This is a genomic window from Microbispora sp. H11081 (genome assembly GCF_012999535.1).
In the GTDB taxonomy this organism is placed as follows: Bacteria; Actinomycetota; Actinomycetes; order Streptosporangiales; family Streptosporangiaceae; genus Microbispora.
On sequence record NZ_JABBWV010000006.1, the window covers coordinates 214,793 to 234,064 of the forward strand.

Genomic DNA, 19,272 nt, shown 5'->3' on the forward strand with positions numbered 1-19,272 from the left:
CGCATCTCCGCATGTCAGACCTCGCCCTTGATCTCCAGCCGTTCGAGCGCCTTGGTCAGCGGATGCACGGTCAGGCCGAGCTGCCAGTCACGCGCGCCCAGCTCGCGCAGCCGGTCGCCGATCGTCTCCTCGCTGATCGGCGTCGGCGGCTCCCAGGTCAGCCTGCGTACGGCGTCGGGCTGGAGCAGGTTCTCCGTCGGCATGCGGTGCTCGTCGGCGAGCGCGGCCACGACGGCCCGCGCCGCGGCGAGGCGCTTGGCGGCGGCGGGGTCCCTGTCGGCCCACCGGTTGGCCGGGGGAGGGCCGTCGCCCGGCCCCACGGGCTGCGGCAGGGACTCCTCCGGCATCGTGCGGGCCCGGTTCACCGCCGCCAGCCAGTCGTTGAGGTGGCGGCGGGCGCTGCGGCCGACGAACTGGGTGATCTCGGTGAGGGCCTTGGTCGTGCGCGGCTGGTCGAGGGCGGCCTGGACGATCGCCGAGTCGGGCAGCACCCGTCCGGGCGCGAGGTCGGCCTCCCGCGCGACCTGGTCGCGCAGCGTCCACAGCTCCCGCACCACCGCGAGCCCGCGCAGCGTGCGCACGCGGTGGATGCCCGAGGTGCGCCGCCACGGGTCGGTGCGCGGGGGAAGCGCGGGGGCGGCCAGGATCGCCGCGAACTCCTCCATCGCCCAGCCCAGCTTGCCGGTGGCGGTCAGCTCCGCGTGCAGGACGTCGCGCAGCTCGACCAGCACCTCCACGTCGAGCGCCGCGTAACGCAGCCAGGCCTCCGGCAGCGGGCGGGTCGACCAGTCGGCCGCGGAGTGCCCCTTCTCCAGCCGGAGGCCGAGGACGAGCTCGACCATGGTCCCGAGGCCCACCCGCTCATAGCCGAGCAGCCGCCCGGCCAGCTCGGTGTCGAACAGCCGCCGCGGGCGGAAGCCCACTTCGGCCAGGCACGGCAGGTCCTGGTTCGCGGCGTGCAGGACGACCTCGGCGTCGCTCACGGCCTCGTCCAGCGCGGACAGGTCTCGGCAGGCGACGGGGTCGATCAGCGCGGTGCCCGCGCCGGCCCGGCGCACCTGCACCAGGTAGGCGCGGCCGCTGTAGCGGTATCCGGAGGCGCGCTCGGCGTCGACGGCGACCGGTCCCGTCCCGCGGGCGAAGGCGTCCACGGCTGCCGCGAGCGCGGCGGAGTCCTCGATGACCGGCGGGATGCCCTCACGCGGCTCCAACAATGGCTGGACTACGGGTTCTGTCACGGGCTACGGAACTTTCGGATCATCTCGGCGGGCGGGACGCGGATGCAGCGTCGCGACGTCGGGCGGCAATGGGGGGATGCCCGCGGCCAGGCACATGAGGTCGCACCACGCGGCCGCGTGCGGCGACAAATCCTCGTCGAGCGGGGACCACGAGGCGCGTAGCTCGATCTCGGTGGTGACGGGGTCGTCCGCCTTGCCGCCGAACCCCTCGGAGACGGCGCGGGTGACCGTGCCGCCCACCGCGGCGTACCGCGCGCCGTGGGCGTCGAGCGCCTCGGTCAGCCAGCTCCATGCCACCGGCCCCAGCAGTGGGTCGGTGGTCATCTCCGGCTCCATGTCGGCGCGTACGTAGGCGACGAGGCGGAACGGTCCCTCCCAGCCGCGCTGGCCCTCGGGGTCGAACAGCATGATCAGACGGCCGACGGCGAGTTCGTCGTCCTCACGGTACACGGACGCCCCGACCGCTCCGGAGTACGGCGCGAGCCGCTGGGGTGCGGGAATGTCCTCCAGCTCGATCTCCGGCCGTACCCCGGCAGGGCGCAGCGTCTCCAGCGCACGCCTGAAGGCGGCTGGAGGCGCCGGCGGTTCACCGAGGGTCATGACGGAAGAGTAGGTCGGATTCGGGAGAGCGCGAAGCAGGGGGGTGGCTGTGGGGGGCATCGCAGGTCGTCACACCGTCGCCGCCAGTCGAGCCGTCACGGGGCCGGACGTGCGTGCCGGGGCGCGTCCGATCGTGCGATCCCGGCGGTCGCGCGGTCCCGTCGCGCGTGCCGCGCGACTCGGGCGGGCGGGGCGCGCGGCGTCACTGCCGGCACAGTGCTCAGTGCGGCGTTCGGGGGAACTCCACATCGAAGTCATCGCTCCGGGGCCTCTCGTCGGATCCACGGTCGTGGCGGTCGCTCGGGACTGATCCGACGTTGGCACGTCCCGGCGACATTTCCCCGCATCGCACTCGGCGTGTCTCGAAAGTGGTATTGGAATCGATGCCGGATGGCCGATTGGCGAACACATTGCCGAGCTGTGAGATGACTCACGGGAGGGGATGGGATTCACCTTACGCGATCAGCGGCCTTTCTCGCGTCGTTCTGGAACCCCAGGTAGTGGGTCCGGGCGCCGGGCGGCTGTGGGACATGGCAGGCTGGTGCCGTGAAACCCCAGCTCGCCGATTCCGCTTTCATCCGCGCCTGCCGGCGCCAGCCCGTTCCGCACACGCCGGTGTGGTACATGCGCCAGGCCGGGCGGTCGCTGCCCGAGTACCGCAGGGTGCGCGCGGGCGTCGAGATGCTGACCGCCTGCGCCACGCCCGACCTCGTGGTCGAGATCACCATGCAGCCGGTCCGCAGGTACGGCACGGACGCGGCGATCTTCTTCAGCGACATCGTGGTGCCGCTCAAGGCCATCGGCGTCGACCTCGACATCAAGCCGGGCGTCGGCCCCGTCGTCGGGAGCCCCATCCGCGACAAGTCCGGCATGGAGGTCCTGCGCCCCCTGGAGCCGGACGACGTCCCGTACGTGACCGAGGCGATCGGCGCGCTCACGGGGGAGCTGGGCGGGACCCCGCTGATCGGCTTCGCCGGAGGGCCCTTCACGCTCGCGTCGTATCTGATCGAGGGCGGCCCCTCCAAGAACCACGACCGCACCAAGGCCATGATGTACGGCGAGCCCGAGCTGTGGCACGAGCTGATGGAGCGGCTCGGCGCGATCACGCTCGCCTTCCTGCGCGTCCAGGTGGCGGCGGGCGCCTCGGCCGTCCAGCTCTTCGACTCGTGGGTGGGCGCGGTCGCGCCGCAGGACTACCGCTCGTACGTCCTGCCGCACACCAGCAGGATCTTCGCCGGTCTCGCGGATCTCGGCGTGCCGCGGATCCACTTCGGCGTCGGCACCGGCGAGCTGCTCGGCATCATGGGCGAGGCCGGCGCCGACGTGGTGGGCGTCGACTGGCGGGTGCCGCTCGACGAGGCGGCGCTCCGCGTGGGCGCGGGCAAGGCACTGCAGGGCAACCTCGACCCCGCGATCCTGCTGGCGCCCTGGGAGGTCGTCGAGCGGCGGGCCAGGGACGTGCTCGAACGCGGCCGCGTGGCCGAGGGACACGTGTTCAACCTCGGCCACGGCGTGCTTCCCTCGACCGACCCCGACCAGCTCGCCCGCCTCACCGACTTCGTCCACGAGTCGTCGGCCCGATGAGGTCCCGCCTCCGCGTGCTCCCGGCCCGCGCCTCGGCGCGGGCCGAAAGCATCGCCGCGTCGGTGCCGTCAGGGGGCGTCGTCAGAGTCCGGTGAGCGCGTCACGGGCGGTCCCGTGGGCTCGCCTCCCGGCCCGTGCGGCGCCACGGGGACCGGAGCGCCCACGGGGGAGCCGGGCCCGTGTCCTTGCGGCACGGGGCCCGGTGGCATGGCTCCCGGTGGCATGGCTCCCGGTGGTACGGGACCGGGTGGCACGGCTCCTGGTGACACGGCACCCGGCGGCGGACCGGTGCGGCGGCGCATCCGGCGCACGACTGTCCGTACGGCCAGCCACACCAGCGCGGCCACGACGAGCCAGGGCAGCAGGGCGCCCAGCACGGTCAGCGCGACCACGGTCGACGTGGTGAGGGCGTTCCATCCGGTCCGCAGCCCGCCGAGGAAGCCGGACGGGTCCTCCTTCCCCGTGTTCGTGGCCGAGCGCTCCGGCGGGAGCACGAGGGTGAGGGTGACGGTGGCCATGCCGGTCTGCGCCTCCAGCGCCTTCTGCCTGGCCTGCAGCGACTCGAGTTCGGCCTCGCGGTTGGCGATCTCCCGCTCGATCTCCAGGATCTCGCCGATCTTGTTCGCCTTGGTCAGCAGCGTGCGGAACTGCCCGAGCGTGGCCTCGGCCGACTTCACCCGGCTGGCGACGTCGGCGACCTCCTCGGTGACGTCCTGCGCGTTCTGCCGCATCGACCTGCGTTTGCCGAGGTCGCGTCCGAGTTGGGCCAGCACGTCGGCGTAACGGGCCGGGGGCACCTTGAAGGTGAGCACCGACAGGTCGCCCCGGGAGGCGTACTCCCCGCGCTCCTCGGCGACGTACCCGCCCGCGCCTGTCACGATCGCCTTCGCCCGGTCGGCCGCCGCGGTGACGTCCTTGGCCTCGACGGTGACCTCGGCCTGGTAGATGATCGCGCGCTCGGTGGGGTCGATCCTGAGTTTCCGCTGCCCGCCGCTTCCGCCGTCGGCGTCGCTTCCCCGCTCCGCGCTCTGATCCTGAGCCCTGGCAGTGGCGGGCTCCGCGGCCTGTGCCGCGGGTGCGGGGGCGCTGTCGGCCGCCCCGCCGCTCGACAGGTCAGCCGAGCCGCCGCAACCCGTCAACAGAAAAGCGACGGCCGCCAGGGCCGTCGCGCTGTACCGGATTCGCTTCATACCCACTACATCGGATCCCCGGCGGGCGGAGTTCGGCGCCGGCGATCACGATGGCGTCACGATGCCGCCGTGTTCGCCGGCGCCTCGCCGGGATGGGATCCCGTGGGTTCCGGCCGGGCCGGGCCGGAACCCACGGGACGTCTTGCTAGTCGCGCAGCTGCTCGATCATCCCCTCGGCGGCGCGGATGAGCGCGGCGGCGACGGCCGGGTCGGTCACCCGGTTGGTGTCGCCGGCGAATCCGACGAACCGCTCCAGGGCCTTGATCGCGTCGTCCTTCTTGCCCTTGCCTGCCTCCTTGACCGCCTGGTCGAACTGGGCGATCAGGACGTTGCCCGTGTTGCTCGTCACGGTGCCGGCGGCCTGGAAGGCCTCGAGCAGGGCGTCCAGGTCGTCGAAGGAGGTCGTGACCGTGAAGGCCGACTTCTTCTCCGTGACGTGGCCCGCGTTGTCCTTGGCGGTCACGACCAGCTCGTTCTCGCCGAGCGGCAGCTTCCAGAGCGGGAGCGGCTCACCCGAGGTGACCTGCAGGTCGCCGATCGCGGCGGTCACGCTCGCCACCCCGGACGTGGCGTCCGTGGCGGAGAACACCGGCGTGATCGAGGCCGAGTTGCCGTAGTCGCCGGGCTCGACACCGCTCACGGTCAGCGCGGGCGCGGCCTTGTCGATCTTCACCGTGATGGTGCCGATCTGCGAGACGTTGCCGGCGCTGTCGGTCGCGCGGTAGCGCACCTCGGTGGTGCCCTCGGTGCTCAGCGTCACCGCGTTGTTGGCGTTCGCCCAGGTGGTGCCGCCGTTGACCGAGTACTGCCGGCTCGCCACCGTGCCGTTGTCGGTCGCGGTGACCGTCATCGACACGTTGCCCTGGTACCAGCCGTTCTCACCGGTCGGCTGGGCCGGGTTGAGGGTGGCGGTCACGGTCGGCGGGGTCTTGTCGGCGACGCCGTCGCCCACGAACGTGAACGCGTCCACGTCCACGCCGCCCGTGGAGGTGACGTAGAGCTTGCCGGTGCCGGTGGGGGCGTTCGACAGGGGGGTGGTCACCGTCTGCCAGCCCGAGCCGGCCGGGATCGCGACGGTCGCGAACGGGGTCGCGGTCGCCGAGTTCCAGCGCAGCGACAGGGTGCCCGCGCCGCTGGCCTGGGTCTTCACCGCGGTGATGCCGGCGAAGTTGACCGGGTCGTAGGCGATGTAGTCGCCCGCGTCGAACGAGGTGATCTTGCTGAGCCCAGAGGCGGTCTCGTCCTGGGTCTTGGTGACGCCCTCGCTGTCGTCCCCGTGCTCGGCCTGCATGAGCTTGGGGTTGAGGATCAAGCTCGCGTCGCTGGAGGCGCCGGGGATGCCGCTGGCGCCGTTGTCGCGGTAGCTGACCACGACGACGCCGAAGATGTTCTCGGTCACGCCGTGCTCGGGAGCGTCGGCCGGGGTCGCCCAGGTGACGGTGCAGCCCGTGCCGGTGGTGATCGGGTGGGCGTGCGTGTCGTGGCCGAGTCCGAAGGTCCACTGCACCCGGCTGCAGGTCGGGTTGTCGCCGTCCTCCGCGTCGGTCACCTTGACCGTCAGCGGAACCGCGTTGCCCCAGTCGATGAAACTGCCGTCACCGGGAGTCTCGATGCTGACCACGGGGGCGGTGTTGCCGACGGTGATCTCGATGGTGGCGAGACCGTACCTGCCGCCCGCGTCGGTGACGCGGAGCCGGGCGGTGTACTGCCCGCGCTCGGTGTAGGTGTGGGTCGCCGTCACGCCCGTGGCGTCGAAGGAGCCGTTGCCGTCGAAGTCCCACTGGTAGGTCAGGGCGCCGGGCTCGGCGTCGGTGGACTTGGCGCCGCTGAACTCGACGGTGAGCGGCGCGTTGCTGCCCGACGTCTTGTCCACGGTGATCTTCGCCTGCGGGGCCTTGTTGCCGGGCGAGTAGTCGATGCGGTAGAGGCCCGAGTCGGGGTTGGCGCGGAAGAAGCCGTCGCCGTAGTCGAGCACGTACAGCGCGCCGTCGGGGCCGAACTCGATGTCGATCGGGTTGTCCGTGATGGGCATCGCCATCTTGGTCAGCTCGGCGTTCGGCAGGAAGTGCTCGAGCTTGGTCACCGGCCCGTCGGAGCCCGTCACCGTGAACGCCGCCAGGTAGTCCTGGGAGAACTCCGCGAAGAAGAACTTCTTGTCCCAGTACGCGGGGAACTTGATGGGCGAGGGGTTGTCGGCGTCGTAGTGGTAGACCGGACCACCCATCGGGCCCTGGCCGCCCTGCGCATCCCACTCGGTCAGCCCGGCCCACTCCGCGGGCTGGTCGGCCGCGCGGTCGCCGTAGTACAGGTCGGCGGGAACCGCGGGCGGCAGTTGGGCCAGGCCGGTGTTCCACCGGGAGGTGTTCGCCGGGCCCGCGTCGCAGTCGAACCACTCACGCGGCTTCGAGGTCGCGTAGTCCCAGTTGTTGTAGTTGAAGTTGCCGCCGTGGCAGTACGGCCAGCCGGCGTTGATCGGCTTGGTGATCGGGGTGACGTTCCACTCGACGTAGCCCATGGGGCCGCGGTCGGGGTTGGCGGCGCCGGCGTCCGGGCCGTAGTCGCCCCACGACACCGTCCCGGTCGCCGAGTCGACGTCGATGCGGAACGGGTTCCGCGCGCCCATGACGAAGATCTCCGGCCGGGTCTTGGCCGTGCCCTCCGGGAACAAGTTGCCCTCGGGGATCGTGTAGGAGCCGTCCTCCTGCACCTTGATCCGCAGGATCTTGCCGCGCAGGTCGTTGGAGTTGCCCGCGCCGCGCCGCGCGTCGAAGCCGGGGTTCATCCCGGGCGCGTCGTTGTTGGGAGCCATGCCGCTGGCGCCGGGCGTGCTGGCCGGGGTGTTGTCACCGGTGGCCAGGTAGAGGTTGCCCTCGTCGTCCCAGTCGAAGTCGCCGGCGACGTGGCAGCACTGGCCGCGGTTGGTCTCGACCTTGATGATGACCTGCTCGGTGGACAGGTCGAGCTTGTCGCCGTCCCACTTGAACCGGGAGAGCTGGTTGTAGCCCTTCCACTGGTCCCAGTAGGACTCGTCCGCGCCGGCCGGCAGGGAGTTGGGCGCCGAGCCCGTCGGAGTGGTCGCCGGATACGGCGCGGTCATCGTCTTGGGCGCGTAGTAGACGTAGACCCACTTGTTGCTCGCGAAGCCGGGGTCGACGCCGATCGTCTGCAGGCCGTCTTCCGAGTTGTTGTAGACGTCGAGCTTGTTAATGATCTTGGTCACGCCGGAGGCCGGGTCGGTCATCCGGATGTCGCCGTTGCGGGCGGTGTGCAGGACACGGCCGTCCGGCAGGATCGCCATGTCGATCGGCTCGCCGACGTCCTTGGTGAGCGTGACCTTCTCGTAGTTCTCCCAGTGCAGCGCGTCTTCGTGCGCCTGCGCGGGTGCGGCGGTGAGCGCCGCCGTGAACGGCAGTGCCAGGGCGACGGCGAGCCCGCCGATGAATGTGCGAGTAGTACGATTCAACTCTGCTGCGCCTCTTCTGTCAGGGGGTGGCAGGGGGAAAGGTGGACCGCCGCGTGCCGCTGGAACGGGTCAAACGCGTGGCGGTCCGCCCTACTCGTCGAAGTCGTCAGCCGCGCAGAGCGGACATGTTGTCGTAGCTCAGCGCCGCGTACTGCAGCGACTGCGCGGGGTTGGCGTTGCCGCCGGGCGCGGTGTCCTGCTCGTACATCGGGTGGTGGTAGCCCTTGGCGCCCATGCCGCGGAAGAACTTGGCGTAGTCGATGTCGCCGGTGCCGAACGGAACCATGTCGTAGCCGTTGGCCGTGCCGGTGTTGATCTTGCCGTCCTTGGCGTGGAACAGCGGGAACCGCTTGGTCTGCGCGCGCACGACGGCGAGCGGGTCGAAGATCTGCGTCTGGGTGGACCCGTCGGGCGCGGTGAAGGTCTTGTGCTTGTACTGCGCGACGTGGGCCCAGTAGATGTCCATCTCGAGCCACACGTGCTTGGGATCGGTGATCTGGAGGAAGTACTCCAGGCGGCGGATGCCGGAGGAGCGGGTGGGCCGGCCCTGGGCGTCGAGCGGGCCGCTGTCGAGCAGGAAGCTGTAGGCCACGTCGTGGTTGTGCGTGTACAGCTTGAGGCCCGCGGCGGTGGCGAGCTCGCCCAGCGCGTTCCACTTCTCCGCGGCCCGGTCCCAGTCGGCCTTGTACGCGGTGCCGGTCGGGTCGCTGCCGGTGCCCACGTGACCCATGCCGAGGATGTTGGCGATCTCCAGGTGGAGCTTGAAGCGGTCCAGGTCGGCCTGGGTCAGCGGCCAGGAGCTGGGGATGAAGCCGTGGTTGCCCTGGGCGACCAGGCCGTTGTCGTCCAGCCAGCTGCGCAGCAGCCTGGCGCCCTCGACGTTCTCCAGGCTGGCGCCGCCCTCGGCGTTGGGGTGCTGGCTGTAGCCGGCGAACTCGATCTGCGCGTAGCCGATCCTGGCGAGCTCCTCGAACACGGCGCGGAAGCCGGAGGGGAGGTTGCTGGACAGGGGGTCACGGGAGATGGCGTCGCGCACCGTGTAAAGGATGATGCCGCGCCGCGGCGGCGGGATGAGGAGGCCGTTCGGGCCCGGCCCCGAGGGCGCCGCCTGCGCGGCCGACTTCATCGGGCCGGCGGCCGTGATGGCGGCGGCCGCCGCCATGCCGGTCGTGGCGGCGAGCAGCTGCCGGCGGCTGAGCCCCAGCCGGCGCCCCAGCTTGCCCGCTGATTCCATCTCTTCTTCGTACACACTCATCGTCTGCCAACTCCATCTGCCTGAAGAACGTGATCCCCCGATGACGCGGCTGGGCCGCTGGTGCACTTGTCCAGCAAGCTACGACACTTTTGTCGCATTGGAAAGAAGTTCGGTCGTGATCGTTTTAACTTTGTTATCACGCAGGACAAAGTGGCTGTGAGGGAGAGGGAAAGGCAGCGTGGGCGCGGTGGCGCGCGGCGGCGCTCCCTGGGTGCCCGGGCGGTCGGTGCCGGGGCTGACGCTCCAGGAGCGGCGCGATTGAACTTTCCGTAGCCTGTTAGAAACTTTTTCTTGTCAGCGACGAAAGATGCCTCTTAGTATCCGAATGTTCCGGGGTCATCCTTCATACCCGAGTTGACGGGAGAGTTACAGTGCCCATCGGTGTCTGGCTGGTCGGCGCCCGGGGGTCCGTCGCGACCACGGCGGTGGTCGGGGCGGCGGCGGTTCGGGCGGGAGCGGCTCCGCCCACCGGATGCGTCATCGAGACCACCGGTTTCCCCTCGGGCTTCGCGCCCCTGGGCGACCTCGTGTTCGGCGGTCACGACGTAGTGGGAACCCCGCTGCGCAAGAGGGCCGAGATGCTCGCCCAGGCGGGTGTGGTCCCTCCCTTCCTGACGACCCTGCTCGCCGCGGATCTCGACGCCGCGGAGGCGGAGATCAGGCACGGCTACCTGCCCGGCGAGGAGAGCCAGGCCGACGCCGCGCGGCGGCTGGCGGGCGACATCGCGGACTTCAGGGAGCGGCGCGGCCTGTCCCATGTCGTCGTGGTGGACCTGTCGTCGACCGAGCCCCCCGCCGAGGTGCCGTACGTGAGGCTCGCCGAGCTGGAGGAGGCGCTCGCCTCCGGGCAGGACCCGCTGCCCGCCAGCTCCCTGTACGCCTACGCGGCCTTCACCGCCGGCTGCGGCTACGTGGCCTTCACTCCTTCCGCGGGCCCGACGCCGCCCGCCCTGGACGAGCTGGCGCGGCGCAACGGCGTACCGTACGCGGGGCGTGACGGCAAGACCGGCGAGACGCTGGTCAAGAGCGCGCTCGCGCCGATGTTCGCCGGGCGGGCGCTGCGCGTGCGCTCGTGGTCGGGGCTCAACCTGCTCGGCGGCGGCGACGGCGCCACGCTGGCCGACCCGGCCGCGCGGGCGAGCAAGTCGGCGAGCAAGGCGCGTGCCGTCCCCGCGATCGTCGGCGAGGACGTCGAAGGCCTGACGCACATCGACTACGTCGCCGACCTCGGCGAGTGGAAGACCGCCTGGGACCACATCACGTTCGAGGGCTTCCTCGGCGTCCGCATGACCATGCAGTTCACCTGGCAGGGCTGCGACTCGACGCTGGCCGCCCCGCTCATCCTCGACCTCGCCCGCCTCGTCGCGCGGGCCCACGAGGCGGGCCACGGCGGCGTGCTTCCCGAGCTCGGCTACTTCTTCAAGGACCCGCTGGGCGGGGCGGGCCACGACCTGCCCACGCAGTACGCCCGGCTGGTGGACTTCGCACGGTCACTGACGGGTGAACGGCCGTGAGGGCCTGGCTGGAGCTGGTCCGCGCGCCCGCCGCGCTGTCCGTCCCGGGTGACACGCTCGCGGGCGCGGCGGCGGCGGCGAGGCCGGCCCGGCCCGGCCTCGCCGCCGCGTCCGTGCTGCTCTACTGGGCCGGGATGGCGCTGAACGACTGGTCGGACCGGAAGCTCGACGCGAAGGAGCGCCCGGAACGGCCCATCCCCTCCGGCCGGATCAGCCCGGAGGGGGCGCTCGGCCTCGCCGTCGCCCTGACCGGCGCGGGGGTGGCCACCGCCGCGATCTCCGGCGGACGGCGCGGGTTCGCGATCGCCGGCCTGCTCGCCGGCGCGGCGTGGGCCTACGACCTGCGTCTGAAGCACACCGCGGCGGGCCCGGCCGCGATGGCGGCCTGCCGCGCGCTCGACGTGCTGCTCGGGGCGGGACCGGGGACGCGGGCGGCCGCCCCCATGGCGCTGGCCGTCGGCGCCCACACCTACGGCATCACCCTGCTCGGCCGGGCCGAGGTGGACGGCGCCACCCCCGCGACCATCGCCCAGTCGCTGACCGCGACCGGCGCGTCCGCGGCGCTGGCCGCCGTCGCCTGCCGGCACGGCGACACGGGCGGGCGGCTCGGCGCGGCCGCCATGATCGCCGGTTACCTCGCCACGGCGGGCCGGGCCCAGCTGGCGCTGCGCGCCGACCCCGACCCCGAGCAGGTGCGGCAGGCGGTGCGGATGAGCATCCTCGGCCTGATCCCGCTGCAGGCGGCGGGGGTGGCCGGACGGGGCAGGTTCGCCCAGGCGGCGGCGCTGCTGGCCGCGCTGCCGGCCGGCCGCTGGCTGTCGGCGAAGGTGGCCACGTCGTGAGCGTGCTCATGAACTGGGCCTACTGCACCAACGGCTTCCGCGACCATCCGCTCGACCAGACGCTGGAGGTGCTCGCCGACCTCGGCTACACGGGCGCGGCGGTCACCCTCGACCACGGGCATCTCATGCCGGGGGCCTCTCCCGCGGAGGTCGGGCGGATCGCGGCGCTGGCGCGGCGGCTCGGCCTGGCCCTCGTCGTCGAGACGGGCGGCAGGTACACGCTCGACCCCCGGCGCAAGCACTTCCCCACGCTGCTGCACGACGAGGCCGAGGCCCGCGTGCGCTTCGTGGGCGAGGCCATGCGGATCGCGGCCGACCTCGGCGCCCCCGTGGTGCACCTGTGGAGCGGCATCCGGCCGCCGGAGGTGCCGGAGGCCGAGGCGTGGGACCGGCTCGTCCGCCACTGCGAGCGCCTGCTCGCCGAGGCGGACGAGGTGGGCGTCACGCTCGGGTTCGAGCCGGAGCCGGGGATGCTCGTGGCCGACCTGGCCGGATACGAACGGCTGCGCGGCCTGCTCGGCGGGCACCCGAGGTTCGGCCTCACTCTGGACATCGGGCACTGCCGCTGCCTTGAGCCGTACGACGTGCCCGAATGCGTCGAGCGGGCGCTGCCGCACCTCGTGCACGTGCAGATCGAGGACATGCGGCGGGGCGTACACGAGCATCTCGAGTTCGGCGAGGGCGAGATCGACTTCCCGCCCGCGCTCGCCGCGCTCGACGGCTTCGGCGGGCTGGTCGCCGTCGAACTGGCCAGGCACAGCCATGCGGCGCCCGACGTGGCGCGAAGGTCGATCGAATTCCTGAGGAGGGCACATGACCTGGCTGGCGCGGGCCGTAGCCGACGTTGAGCGCGACCCCGAGACCGTCTACGCGCTGTTCCCGCGGGCCGTGCGCGAGGGTGGTCCCGGCGCGCGCGCGGAGCTGCTGAGAGCGCTCACAACGGCCCTGCCCGACCCGGTGGCGGCCATCACGAAGCTCTACTGGCAGGGCGACGCCGGGGAGCGGCTGGAGATCCTCGAGGCGCTCGCGCGGCTCGACCTCGGCCCTGAGGCTCTCCCGCTCGTCCACGACGCCCTGCGCACCAACGACACCCGGCTGGTCGCCGCCGCGCTCGGCGCGTACGGCTCGACCTGGCTGGACGACCACGCCTTCCGCCAGGGCGTGCTCAAGTGTGTCTTCATGTCCGTTCCGCTGGCGTCCGTCGAGGGCCTCGACCGGCGTATCGACGACGAACTGCGGCGCATGCTCGCCGACTTCGCCGCCGAGCGCCGCGCGGCCGGACGGCCCGTACCCCCCGACGTTCTCGAGAGGCTCTGATTCCGGATGAGGATCTTCGACCCCCACGTCCACATGACGTCCCGCACGACGGACGACTACGAGCGCATGTACGCCGCCGGGGTCCGCGCCGTCGTGGAGCCCGCCTTCTGGCTCGGCCAGCCGCGCACGAACGTCGGCAGCTTCCTCGACTACTTCGACGCGCTGCTGGGCTGGGAGCCGTACCGGGCCGCGCAGTACGGCATCCGCCACCACTGCACGCTCGCGCTCAACCCCAAGGAGGCCAACGACCCGCGCTGCGCGGGCGTGCTGGACGAGCTGCCCCGCTACCTGCTGAAGGACTCCGTCGTGGCGGTCGGCGAGGTGGGTTACGACTCGGTGACGCCGGAGGAGGACCGCGTCTTCGAGGCCCAGCTCGCGCTCGCCGAGGAGCACGGCCTGCCGGTGCTGGTGCACACGCCGCACCGCGACAAGGCCGCGGGGACCCGCCGCACGCTCGACGTGGTCAAGGGCATGGACCCGGGCAAGGTGCTCGTCGACCACCTCAACGAGCTCACCGTCGGCATGGTCCGCGACGCCGGGTGCTGGGCGGGCTTCTCGATCTACCCGGACACCAAGATGGACCCGGACCGCATGGTGGCGATACTCAAGGAGTACGGCACCGAGCGGATGATCGTTAACTCCGCCGCCGACTGGGGACGCAGCGACGTGCTCAAGACCCGGCAGGTCGGCGATGCCATGCTCGCGGCCGGGTTCTCCGACGACGACGTCGACCAGGTGCTGTGGCGCAACCCGGTCGCCTTCTACGGCCAGAGCGGGCGGCTGCGCCTGGACGACGTCGAGTCCGGCGGCGACTTCGAGGGCAACACGATCCTGCGCGGGACGCGCTGACCATGCGCCTGCTGCATCCCTCCGGTGCCGTGGTCCACCTGGCCTACTGCACCAACGTCCATCCGGCCGAGGACCTCGAAGGCATCCACGGGCAGCTGTCCGGGGTCGCGGCCCGGGTGCGGGAGCTGACCGGCGCGCCGGTCCTCGGCCTCGGGCTGTGGCTGTCGTCGCGCGCCGCGCGGGCGCTGCGGGCCGACCCCGCCGAGCTGGCCCGGCTGCGCGCCCGGCTGGACGAGCTGGGGCTGGAGGTCGTCACCCTCAACGGATTCCCCTACCAGGGCTTCCACGACCAGGTCGTCAAGCTCCGGGTGTACCGGCCCGACTGGGCCGGGACCGAACGGCTCGCCTACACCCTCGACCTGGCCGAGATCCTCACCGCGCTGCTGCCCGACGACGTTCAGGAGGGCTCGATCTCGACGCTGCCCCTCGCCTGGCGCACGGAGTGGACGCCGGACAAGGCCGCGGCCGTCGACGCCAACCTCGACGCGCTCGCCCGCGGCCTGCGGGCGCTGGCGGAGCGCACGGGGAAGACGATCCGCGTCGGCTTCGAGCCGGAACCGGGCTGCGTCGTGGAGACCACCCCGCAGGCCGTCGCGCTGCTCGGCCGGGCCGACCCTGAGTATCTCGGCGTCTGCCTGGACGCCTGCCACCTGGCAGTAGGCCTCGAGGAGCCCGCCGACGCCGCCGCGCTTGGGCTGCCGATCGTGAAGCTCCAGGTGTCGGCCGCCGTCGAGGCGCCGCCGGGCGCCCAGGCCGCTCTGGCGGCGTACGAGGAGGAGCGGTACCTCCACCAGACCCGCTGCGCGGCCGGGTACGCGGACGACCTGCCCGAGGCGCTGGCCGGGGGACTCCCGGCGGACCTGCCGTGGCGCACGCACTTCCACATGCCGCTGCACGCCCCGGCGCCGCCGCCGCTCACCACGACGGCTCCGTACCTGGAGGACCTGCTGGGACGGATCCTGACCCCGGACGGGCGGACCGCGCCCCTCACGCGGCACCTCGAGGTGGAGACCTACACCTGGAGCGTGCTGCCCGGCGAGGTCGACGTCGCCGAGGGCGTCGCGGCCGAGCTGGACTGGACCCGGCGGCGGCTCGCCGCCCTCGGACTTAAGGAGATCTGATGGCGCCCGTCGTCGTCGTGAACGTCGTCGGCCTGACCCCGCGCCTGCTGGCGCACATGCCGAACGTGGCCAAGGTGGGGACCGCCGCGTCCCTGAAACCCGTACTGCCCGCCGTGACGTGCTCTATGCAGGCCACGCTGCTGACCGGCTCGATGCCGCGCGACCACGGCATCGTGGGCAACGGCTGGTACTTCAGGGACCTGGGCGAGGTCTTCCTGTGGCGGCAGCACAACCGGCTCATCCAGGGCGAGCAGCTGTGGGACGCGGTGCCGGGGACCCGCACGGCCAACGTCTGCTGGTGGTACGCCATGGGCGGCACCAGCGACTTCATCGTCACCCCGCGCCCGATCTACTACGCCGACGGGCGCAAGGAGCCCGACTGCTACACCAGGCCGCCGTCCCTGCGCGACGACCTGGTGGCCGAGCTGGGCGAGTTCCCGCTGTTCACCTACTGGGGGCCGAACGCGGGCATCACCTCGTCCAAGTGGATCATCGCGGCGGCCCGGCGGATCCTCGCCAAGGAGCGGCCCGACCTGCTCATGGTCTACATCCCGCACCTCGACTACGACCTGCAGCGCTTCGGGCCGGACGCGCCGCAGGCCGTCGCGGCGGCCCGGGAGGTCGACGCCGCGCTCGCGCCGCTGCTGCGTGAGGACGCCACGGTGGTCGTGCTGTCGGAGTACGGCATCACCAACGCGTCCCGCCCGGTCGACATCAACCGGGCGCTGCGCAGGGCCGGGCTGCTCGAGGTCTACACCCAGGACGGCATGGAGTATCTCGACCCCTGGGCCTCGCGGGCCTTCGCGGTCGCCGACCACCAGGTCGCCCATGTCTACGTCAACGACTCGGCCGACCTGCCGCGCGTACGCGACGTCGTGGCGGAACTGCCGGGCGTGGACGAGGTCCTGGGCCAGGAGGGCAAGGCGAGGTACGGCCTCGACCACGAGCGGGCCGGCGACCTGGTCGCCGTGGCGGAGCCGGACGCCTGGTTCACGTACTACTACTGGCTGTCCGGCGACCGGGCGCCCGACTTCGCGAAGCTCGTGGAGATCCACCGCAAGCCCGGCTACGACCCGGCTGAGCTGTTCATGGATCCCGAAGACCCGCTCGTGAAGCTGCGGGCCGGCACCGCGCTCGCCCGCAAGAAGCTGGGCTTCCGCTACAGCATGTCCGTGGTGCCGCTCGACCCCGCCCCGGTGCGCGGCAGCCACGGCCGCCTGCCCGACTCCACGGCGGACGGGCCGGTGCTGCTGGGCCCGTTCGACAAGGACGCCTACGCGGCGACCGAGGTGAAGGGCCTGCTCACGCAGTTGCTGAAGCGCTGAAGGCGTTGCTCAGGCCGGCCGCCGTCCCGTGGGGGCGGCGGCCGGCCCGCGTTGGCGGGCCGCGCGGCTCACTCGACGGAGAAGACGTGGTCGCTGATCAGGCGGGTGGCCCCGACGATCCCGGCCGTCTCGCCGAGCTCGGACAAGACGATGGGCAGGTTGCCGGTCGCCAGCGGCAGCGAGCGCTGGTAGACGACGCTGCGGATCTCCGCGAGCAGCGTGTGGCCAAGGCCGGCGACCCCGCCTCCTATGATCACCAGGCCGGGGTTGAAGAAGCTCACGAGCGACGCGAGCACCAGGCCGACGTGCCTGCCGCCCTCGCGGACCATCCGTACGGCGGTGGCGTCGCCCGAGGCGGCGGCGGCCGCGACGTCCTCGGCCGTCAGCGTGCCCTCGTGCGTGAGCCGTTCCGCGAGGAAGGGGGACTCGCCGGACTCCGCCGCGGCCATGGCGTCACGGGCCAGCGCCGCGCCGCCGAAGTAGGCCTCGAGGCAGCCGGTGTTGCCGCACGTGCACACGGGGCCTTCGTCCGACACCCGGATGTGGCCGATGTCGCCGGCGCTGCCGGTCACCCCCCGGTAGATCTCGCCGTCGACCACGATGCCGCAGCCGATGCCGGTGCCGATCTTCACGAGGAGGAAGTCGCCGACGGACCTGGCGAGCCCTGCGTGCAGTTCGCCGAGCGCCATGATGTTGACGTCGTTGTCCACGAGCACGGGGCAGCCGAACTCCCGGCTCAGCGTCTCGCGCACCGGGAAGCGGTCCCAGCCGGGCATGATCGGGGGAGAGACCGGCGTCCTGTCGAGGAAGCTCACCGGGCCAGGCACCCCGACCCCGACGCCGTGGATCTCGGTCGTCTCGCCGGTGAGCAGCTTGCCGACGAGGTCGAGGGCCTGCTCAAGCACCGCCTCGGGGCCGTCCCGCACGTCGGCCGGCCTCGACAGGTGGCCGAGCACCTCAAGCTGGCCGTTCGTCACCCCGACGTCGATGGACGTGGCGCCGACGTCGATGCCGACGAAACGCAGGTGTGAGGCGATCCGCACGATGCCCGACCGCCGGCCGCCGCGCGAGGCCGCGAGACCGCCGGTCTCTATGAGACCAAGCTTGGTCAGCCGGTCGAGCTCCAGCGCGAGTTTCGACGGTGACAGACGGGCCACCTCGCCCAGCTCGGCGCGTGAGCGCGCGCCGTCCTGACGCAGGAGGCGCAGGAGCCGCGCCTGGTGCGGGTTCTCGGGGCGAGCCGTCATACGCTTCATGCCGCTCTTCGGGTCGGGGACTTGGGTGCGTACCAGAAGTGACTCTACTTCTGCTCCGACACCGTCAACTTTATTACAGTGATCCCTTACTTTTTGCCCGACAGGTGAAAAGTTTCTGAGAATCTTGCTTACCGGACCGCTTTGTCGAGCAATGTGACAGTAGGTGACTGCCTGTGCGCTTCTGGCGGCGGGGTTCCCCGCTTTCCCGGGCGGGACACGCCGCGCCGGTGCGGAACCCGCCCGTACGGGCCGGTAGCTTTTCCCCATGGACGGGATCGCGGGTGGTCATGTAGTCGTCGTCGGCGGGGGCATCGCGGGTCTGGCCGCGGCGCTGCACCTCAACCGGGCCGACGCCGGCCTGCGGATCACGGTGCTCGAGGCGGCGCCCAGGGTCGGCGGCAAACTGTACGCCTCCCAGGTGGCGGGGGTGGAGGTCGACGCCGGCGCCGAGTCGATGCTGGCGCGGCGGCCCGAGGGCAAGGAGCTGGCCCGGCTGGCCGGTCTCGGCGACGACCTGGTCGACCCGGGCACGACCAGGGCCGCGGTCCTGTCGCGCGGGTCGCTGCGCCCGCTGCCCAGGCAGCAGGTGATGGGCGTCCCCTCGGACGTGGTCGCCCTCGCGCGCTCGGGCGTCCTGTCACCGGCCGGGCTCGCCCGGGTGCCCCTCGACCAGTTCCTGCCGCCCACGCTCGTGACCGGCGACGTCTCCGTGGCGGCCTACATCCGGGCGCGCATGGGGAGCGAGGTCGTCGACCGGCTGGTCGAGCCGCTGCTCGGCGGCGTCTACGCGGGCCGGGCCGACATGCTGTCGCTGGACGCGACCATGCCGCGGATCGCGGCCGTCGCCCGCACCGAGCGGTCGCTGCTGCAGGCGGCGAGGAGCATCGCCGCCGAGGCGCCCGCGGACGCCGGGCCGGTGTTCACCACGCTGCGGAACGGCCTGGGCTCGCTGCCCCCCGCCGTGGCGAAGGAGTCGGGCGCGCAGATCCGCACCGGCGTCACCGTACGCGACCTGATCAGGACGCAGGACGGCTGGCGGCTGGTCACCGGTCCCACCAGGGACGAGGAGGTGATCGACGCCGACGCCGTCGTGCTCGCGGTCCCCGCGCGGCCCGCCTCCCGCCTGCTGCGGCGCGAGGTGCCGAAGGCGGCGGCTGAGCTGGCCGCGATCGAGTACGCCAGCATGGCGATCGTCACCCTCGCCTATCCCAGGTCGGCCTTCCCCGAGGCCCCGGAGGGCAGCGGCTACCTGGTGCCGCCTGTCGAGGGCAGGCCGGTCAAGGCCGCGACGTTCAGCAGCGTCAAGTGGCCGCACCTGGCCGAGGCCGGCCGCGACGTCGTCATCGTGCGGTGCTCGGTCGGCCGCCTCGGCGAGGAACTCGTGCTCCAGCGCGACGACGCCGAGCTGACCGCCATCGCGATGAACGAGATGGCCGAGACGATGGGTGTGCGCGGCCTGCCGCTGGACACCCGGGTGACGCGTTGGGGCGGCGCGCTCCCGCAGTACGAGGTGGGCCACCTCGACCGGGTCGCCCGCGTGCGCGCAGCGATCGCCGGACAGCCCGGCCTAGCGGTCTGCGGAGCCGCGTACGACGGCCTGGGCATCCCGGCCTGCGTCGCGACCGCACGCACCGCCGCGAAGCTCGTGGTGGAGCACCTGCGGGCCGTCCGTGAGGCGGCCTCCGGCGCCTGAGCGGCGTCCGACCGGCCGGGGGCGC

Annotated in this window: 15 protein-coding genes; 9 read left to right on the forward strand and 6 right to left on the reverse strand. The window is 72.2% G+C overall.

Annotated features, from left to right (window positions below; translation table 11 throughout):
* Positions 1–14 precede the first annotated feature (14 nt).
* Together HHX31_RS18020 and HHX31_RS18025 are read right to left on the reverse strand one after the other, a co-directional pair.
* Positions 15–1,238 (reverse strand): HRDC domain-containing protein, encoded by a 1,224-nt coding sequence (locus HHX31_RS18020; RefSeq protein ID WP_169949448.1) that lies wholly within the window; start codon positions 1,236–1,238, stop codon positions 15–17.
* Between the two features lie 3 nt (positions 1,239–1,241).
* Positions 1,242–1,838, reverse strand: coding sequence for a DUF3000 domain-containing protein (locus tag HHX31_RS18025; RefSeq protein ID WP_169949449.1), 597 nt, complete (start codon positions 1,836–1,838; stop codon positions 1,242–1,244).
* A 546-nt stretch (positions 1,839–2,384) separates the two neighbouring features.
* On the opposite strand from HHX31_RS18025, the gene hemE reads away from it, so the two are divergent.
* The gene (hemE, locus tag HHX31_RS18030) at positions 2,385–3,422 is read left to right on the forward strand and encodes a uroporphyrinogen decarboxylase (RefSeq protein WP_169949450.1); all 1,038 of its coding nucleotides are present in this window, start codon (positions 2,385–2,387) and stop codon (positions 3,420–3,422) included.
* Between the two features lie 68 nt (positions 3,423–3,490).
* On the opposite strand, the gene HHX31_RS18035 is transcribed toward hemE, so the two are convergent.
* From HHX31_RS18035 to HHX31_RS18045, 3 genes are all read right to left on the reverse strand, one after another.
* A complete protein-coding gene (locus tag HHX31_RS18035) occupies positions 3,491–4,612 on the reverse strand; it encodes a DUF4349 domain-containing protein (protein ID WP_169949451.1) in 1,122 nt (373 codons plus the stop codon).
* A gap of 145 nt (positions 4,613–4,757) precedes the next feature.
* The gene (locus HHX31_RS18040) at positions 4,758–8,075 is read right to left on the reverse strand and encodes a PQQ-dependent sugar dehydrogenase (protein ID WP_211589869.1); all 3,318 of its coding nucleotides are present in this window, start codon (positions 8,073–8,075) and stop codon (positions 4,758–4,760) included.
* A gap of 106 nt (positions 8,076–8,181) precedes the next feature.
* The gene (locus tag HHX31_RS18045) at positions 8,182–9,330 is read right to left on the reverse strand and encodes a sugar phosphate isomerase/epimerase (RefSeq protein ID WP_169949452.1); all 1,149 of its coding nucleotides are present in this window, start codon (positions 9,328–9,330) and stop codon (positions 8,182–8,184) included.
* A 371-nt stretch (positions 9,331–9,701) separates the two neighbouring features.
* Between HHX31_RS18045 and HHX31_RS18050 the strand changes: the two genes are divergently transcribed.
* Genes HHX31_RS18050 through HHX31_RS18080 form a run of 7 tightly spaced genes read left to right on the forward strand, consistent with a single transcriptional unit; the run spans position 9,702 to position 16,298 of the window.
* A complete protein-coding gene (locus HHX31_RS18050; RefSeq protein ID WP_169949453.1) occupies positions 9,702–10,844 on the forward strand; it encodes an inositol-3-phosphate synthase in 1,143 nt (380 codons plus the stop codon).
* On the forward strand, positions 10,841–11,686 hold the full coding sequence (locus tag HHX31_RS18055; RefSeq protein WP_169949454.1) for an SCO3242 family prenyltransferase: 846 nt from the start codon (positions 10,841–10,843) through the stop codon (positions 11,684–11,686). Before HHX31_RS18050 ends, HHX31_RS18055 begins: the two co-directional genes overlap by 4 nt.
* Positions 11,683–12,534 carry a sugar phosphate isomerase/epimerase family protein gene (locus HHX31_RS18060; protein ID WP_311931962.1) on the forward strand — a complete coding sequence of 284 codons (852 nt, stop codon included), beginning with the start codon at positions 11,683–11,685 and terminating at the stop codon, positions 12,532–12,534. The genes HHX31_RS18055 and HHX31_RS18060 overlap by 4 nt, the downstream gene beginning before the upstream one ends.
* A complete protein-coding gene (locus HHX31_RS18065) occupies positions 12,500–13,003 on the forward strand; it encodes an EboA domain-containing protein (RefSeq protein WP_169949455.1) in 504 nt (167 codons plus the stop codon). The genes HHX31_RS18060 and HHX31_RS18065 overlap by 35 nt, the downstream gene beginning before the upstream one ends.
* Before the next feature lie 6 nt (positions 13,004–13,009).
* Positions 13,010–13,852 carry a TatD family hydrolase gene (locus HHX31_RS18070; RefSeq protein ID WP_169949456.1) on the forward strand — a complete coding sequence of 281 codons (843 nt, stop codon included), beginning with the start codon at positions 13,010–13,012 and terminating at the stop codon, positions 13,850–13,852.
* 2 nt (positions 13,853–13,854) lie between these two features.
* The gene (gene eboE, locus HHX31_RS18075) at positions 13,855–14,973 is read left to right on the forward strand and encodes a metabolite traffic protein EboE (RefSeq protein WP_169949457.1); all 1,119 of its coding nucleotides are present in this window, start codon (positions 13,855–13,857) and stop codon (positions 14,971–14,973) included.
* Positions 14,973–16,298: a nucleotide pyrophosphatase/phosphodiesterase family protein gene (locus tag HHX31_RS18080; RefSeq protein ID WP_169949458.1), complete on the forward strand. Its 1,326-nt coding sequence runs from the start codon at positions 14,973–14,975 to the stop codon at positions 16,296–16,298. Before eboE ends, HHX31_RS18080 begins: the two co-directional genes overlap by 1 nt.
* Before the next feature lie 68 nt (positions 16,299–16,366).
* Here the strand turns inward: HHX31_RS18080 and HHX31_RS18085 are convergent, their stop codons facing one another.
* Positions 16,367–17,545: an ROK family transcriptional regulator gene (locus HHX31_RS18085; RefSeq protein WP_169949459.1), complete on the reverse strand. Its 1,179-nt coding sequence runs from the start codon at positions 17,543–17,545 to the stop codon at positions 16,367–16,369.
* Positions 17,546–17,819: 274 nt separating this feature from the next.
* Between HHX31_RS18085 and hemG the strand changes: the two genes are divergently transcribed.
* A complete protein-coding gene (gene hemG / locus HHX31_RS18090; RefSeq protein WP_169949460.1) occupies positions 17,820–19,247 on the forward strand; it encodes a protoporphyrinogen oxidase in 1,428 nt (475 codons plus the stop codon).
* Positions 19,248–19,272: the final 25 nt, after the last annotated feature.

Coding starts and splice junctions, on each gene's coding strand:
- HHX31_RS18035 (WP_169949451.1), bottom strand. CDS start 4,612: ATGAAGCGAATCCGGTACAGCGCGACGGCCCTGGCGGCCGTCGCTTTT.
- hemG (WP_169949460.1), top strand. CDS start 17,820: ATGGACGGGATCGCGGGTGGTCATGTAGTCGTCGTCGGCGGGGGCATC.
- eboE (WP_169949457.1), top strand. CDS start 13,855: ATGCGCCTGCTGCATCCCTCCGGTGCCGTGGTCCACCTGGCCTACTGC.
- HHX31_RS18045 (WP_169949452.1), bottom strand. CDS start 9,330: ATGAGTGTGTACGAAGAAGAGATGGAATCAGCGGGCAAGCTGGGGCGC.
- HHX31_RS18070 (WP_169949456.1), top strand. CDS start 13,010: ATGAGGATCTTCGACCCCCACGTCCACATGACGTCCCGCACGACGGAC.
- HHX31_RS18080 (WP_169949458.1), top strand. CDS start 14,973: ATGGCGCCCGTCGTCGTCGTGAACGTCGTCGGCCTGACCCCGCGCCTG.
- HHX31_RS18085 (WP_169949459.1), bottom strand. CDS start 17,545: ATGACGGCTCGCCCCGAGAACCCGCACCAGGCGCGGCTCCTGCGCCTC.
- HHX31_RS18025 (WP_169949449.1), bottom strand. CDS start 1,838: ATGACCCTCGGTGAACCGCCGGCGCCTCCAGCCGCCTTCAGGCGTGCG.
- HHX31_RS18065 (WP_169949455.1), top strand. CDS start 12,500: ATGACCTGGCTGGCGCGGGCCGTAGCCGACGTTGAGCGCGACCCCGAG.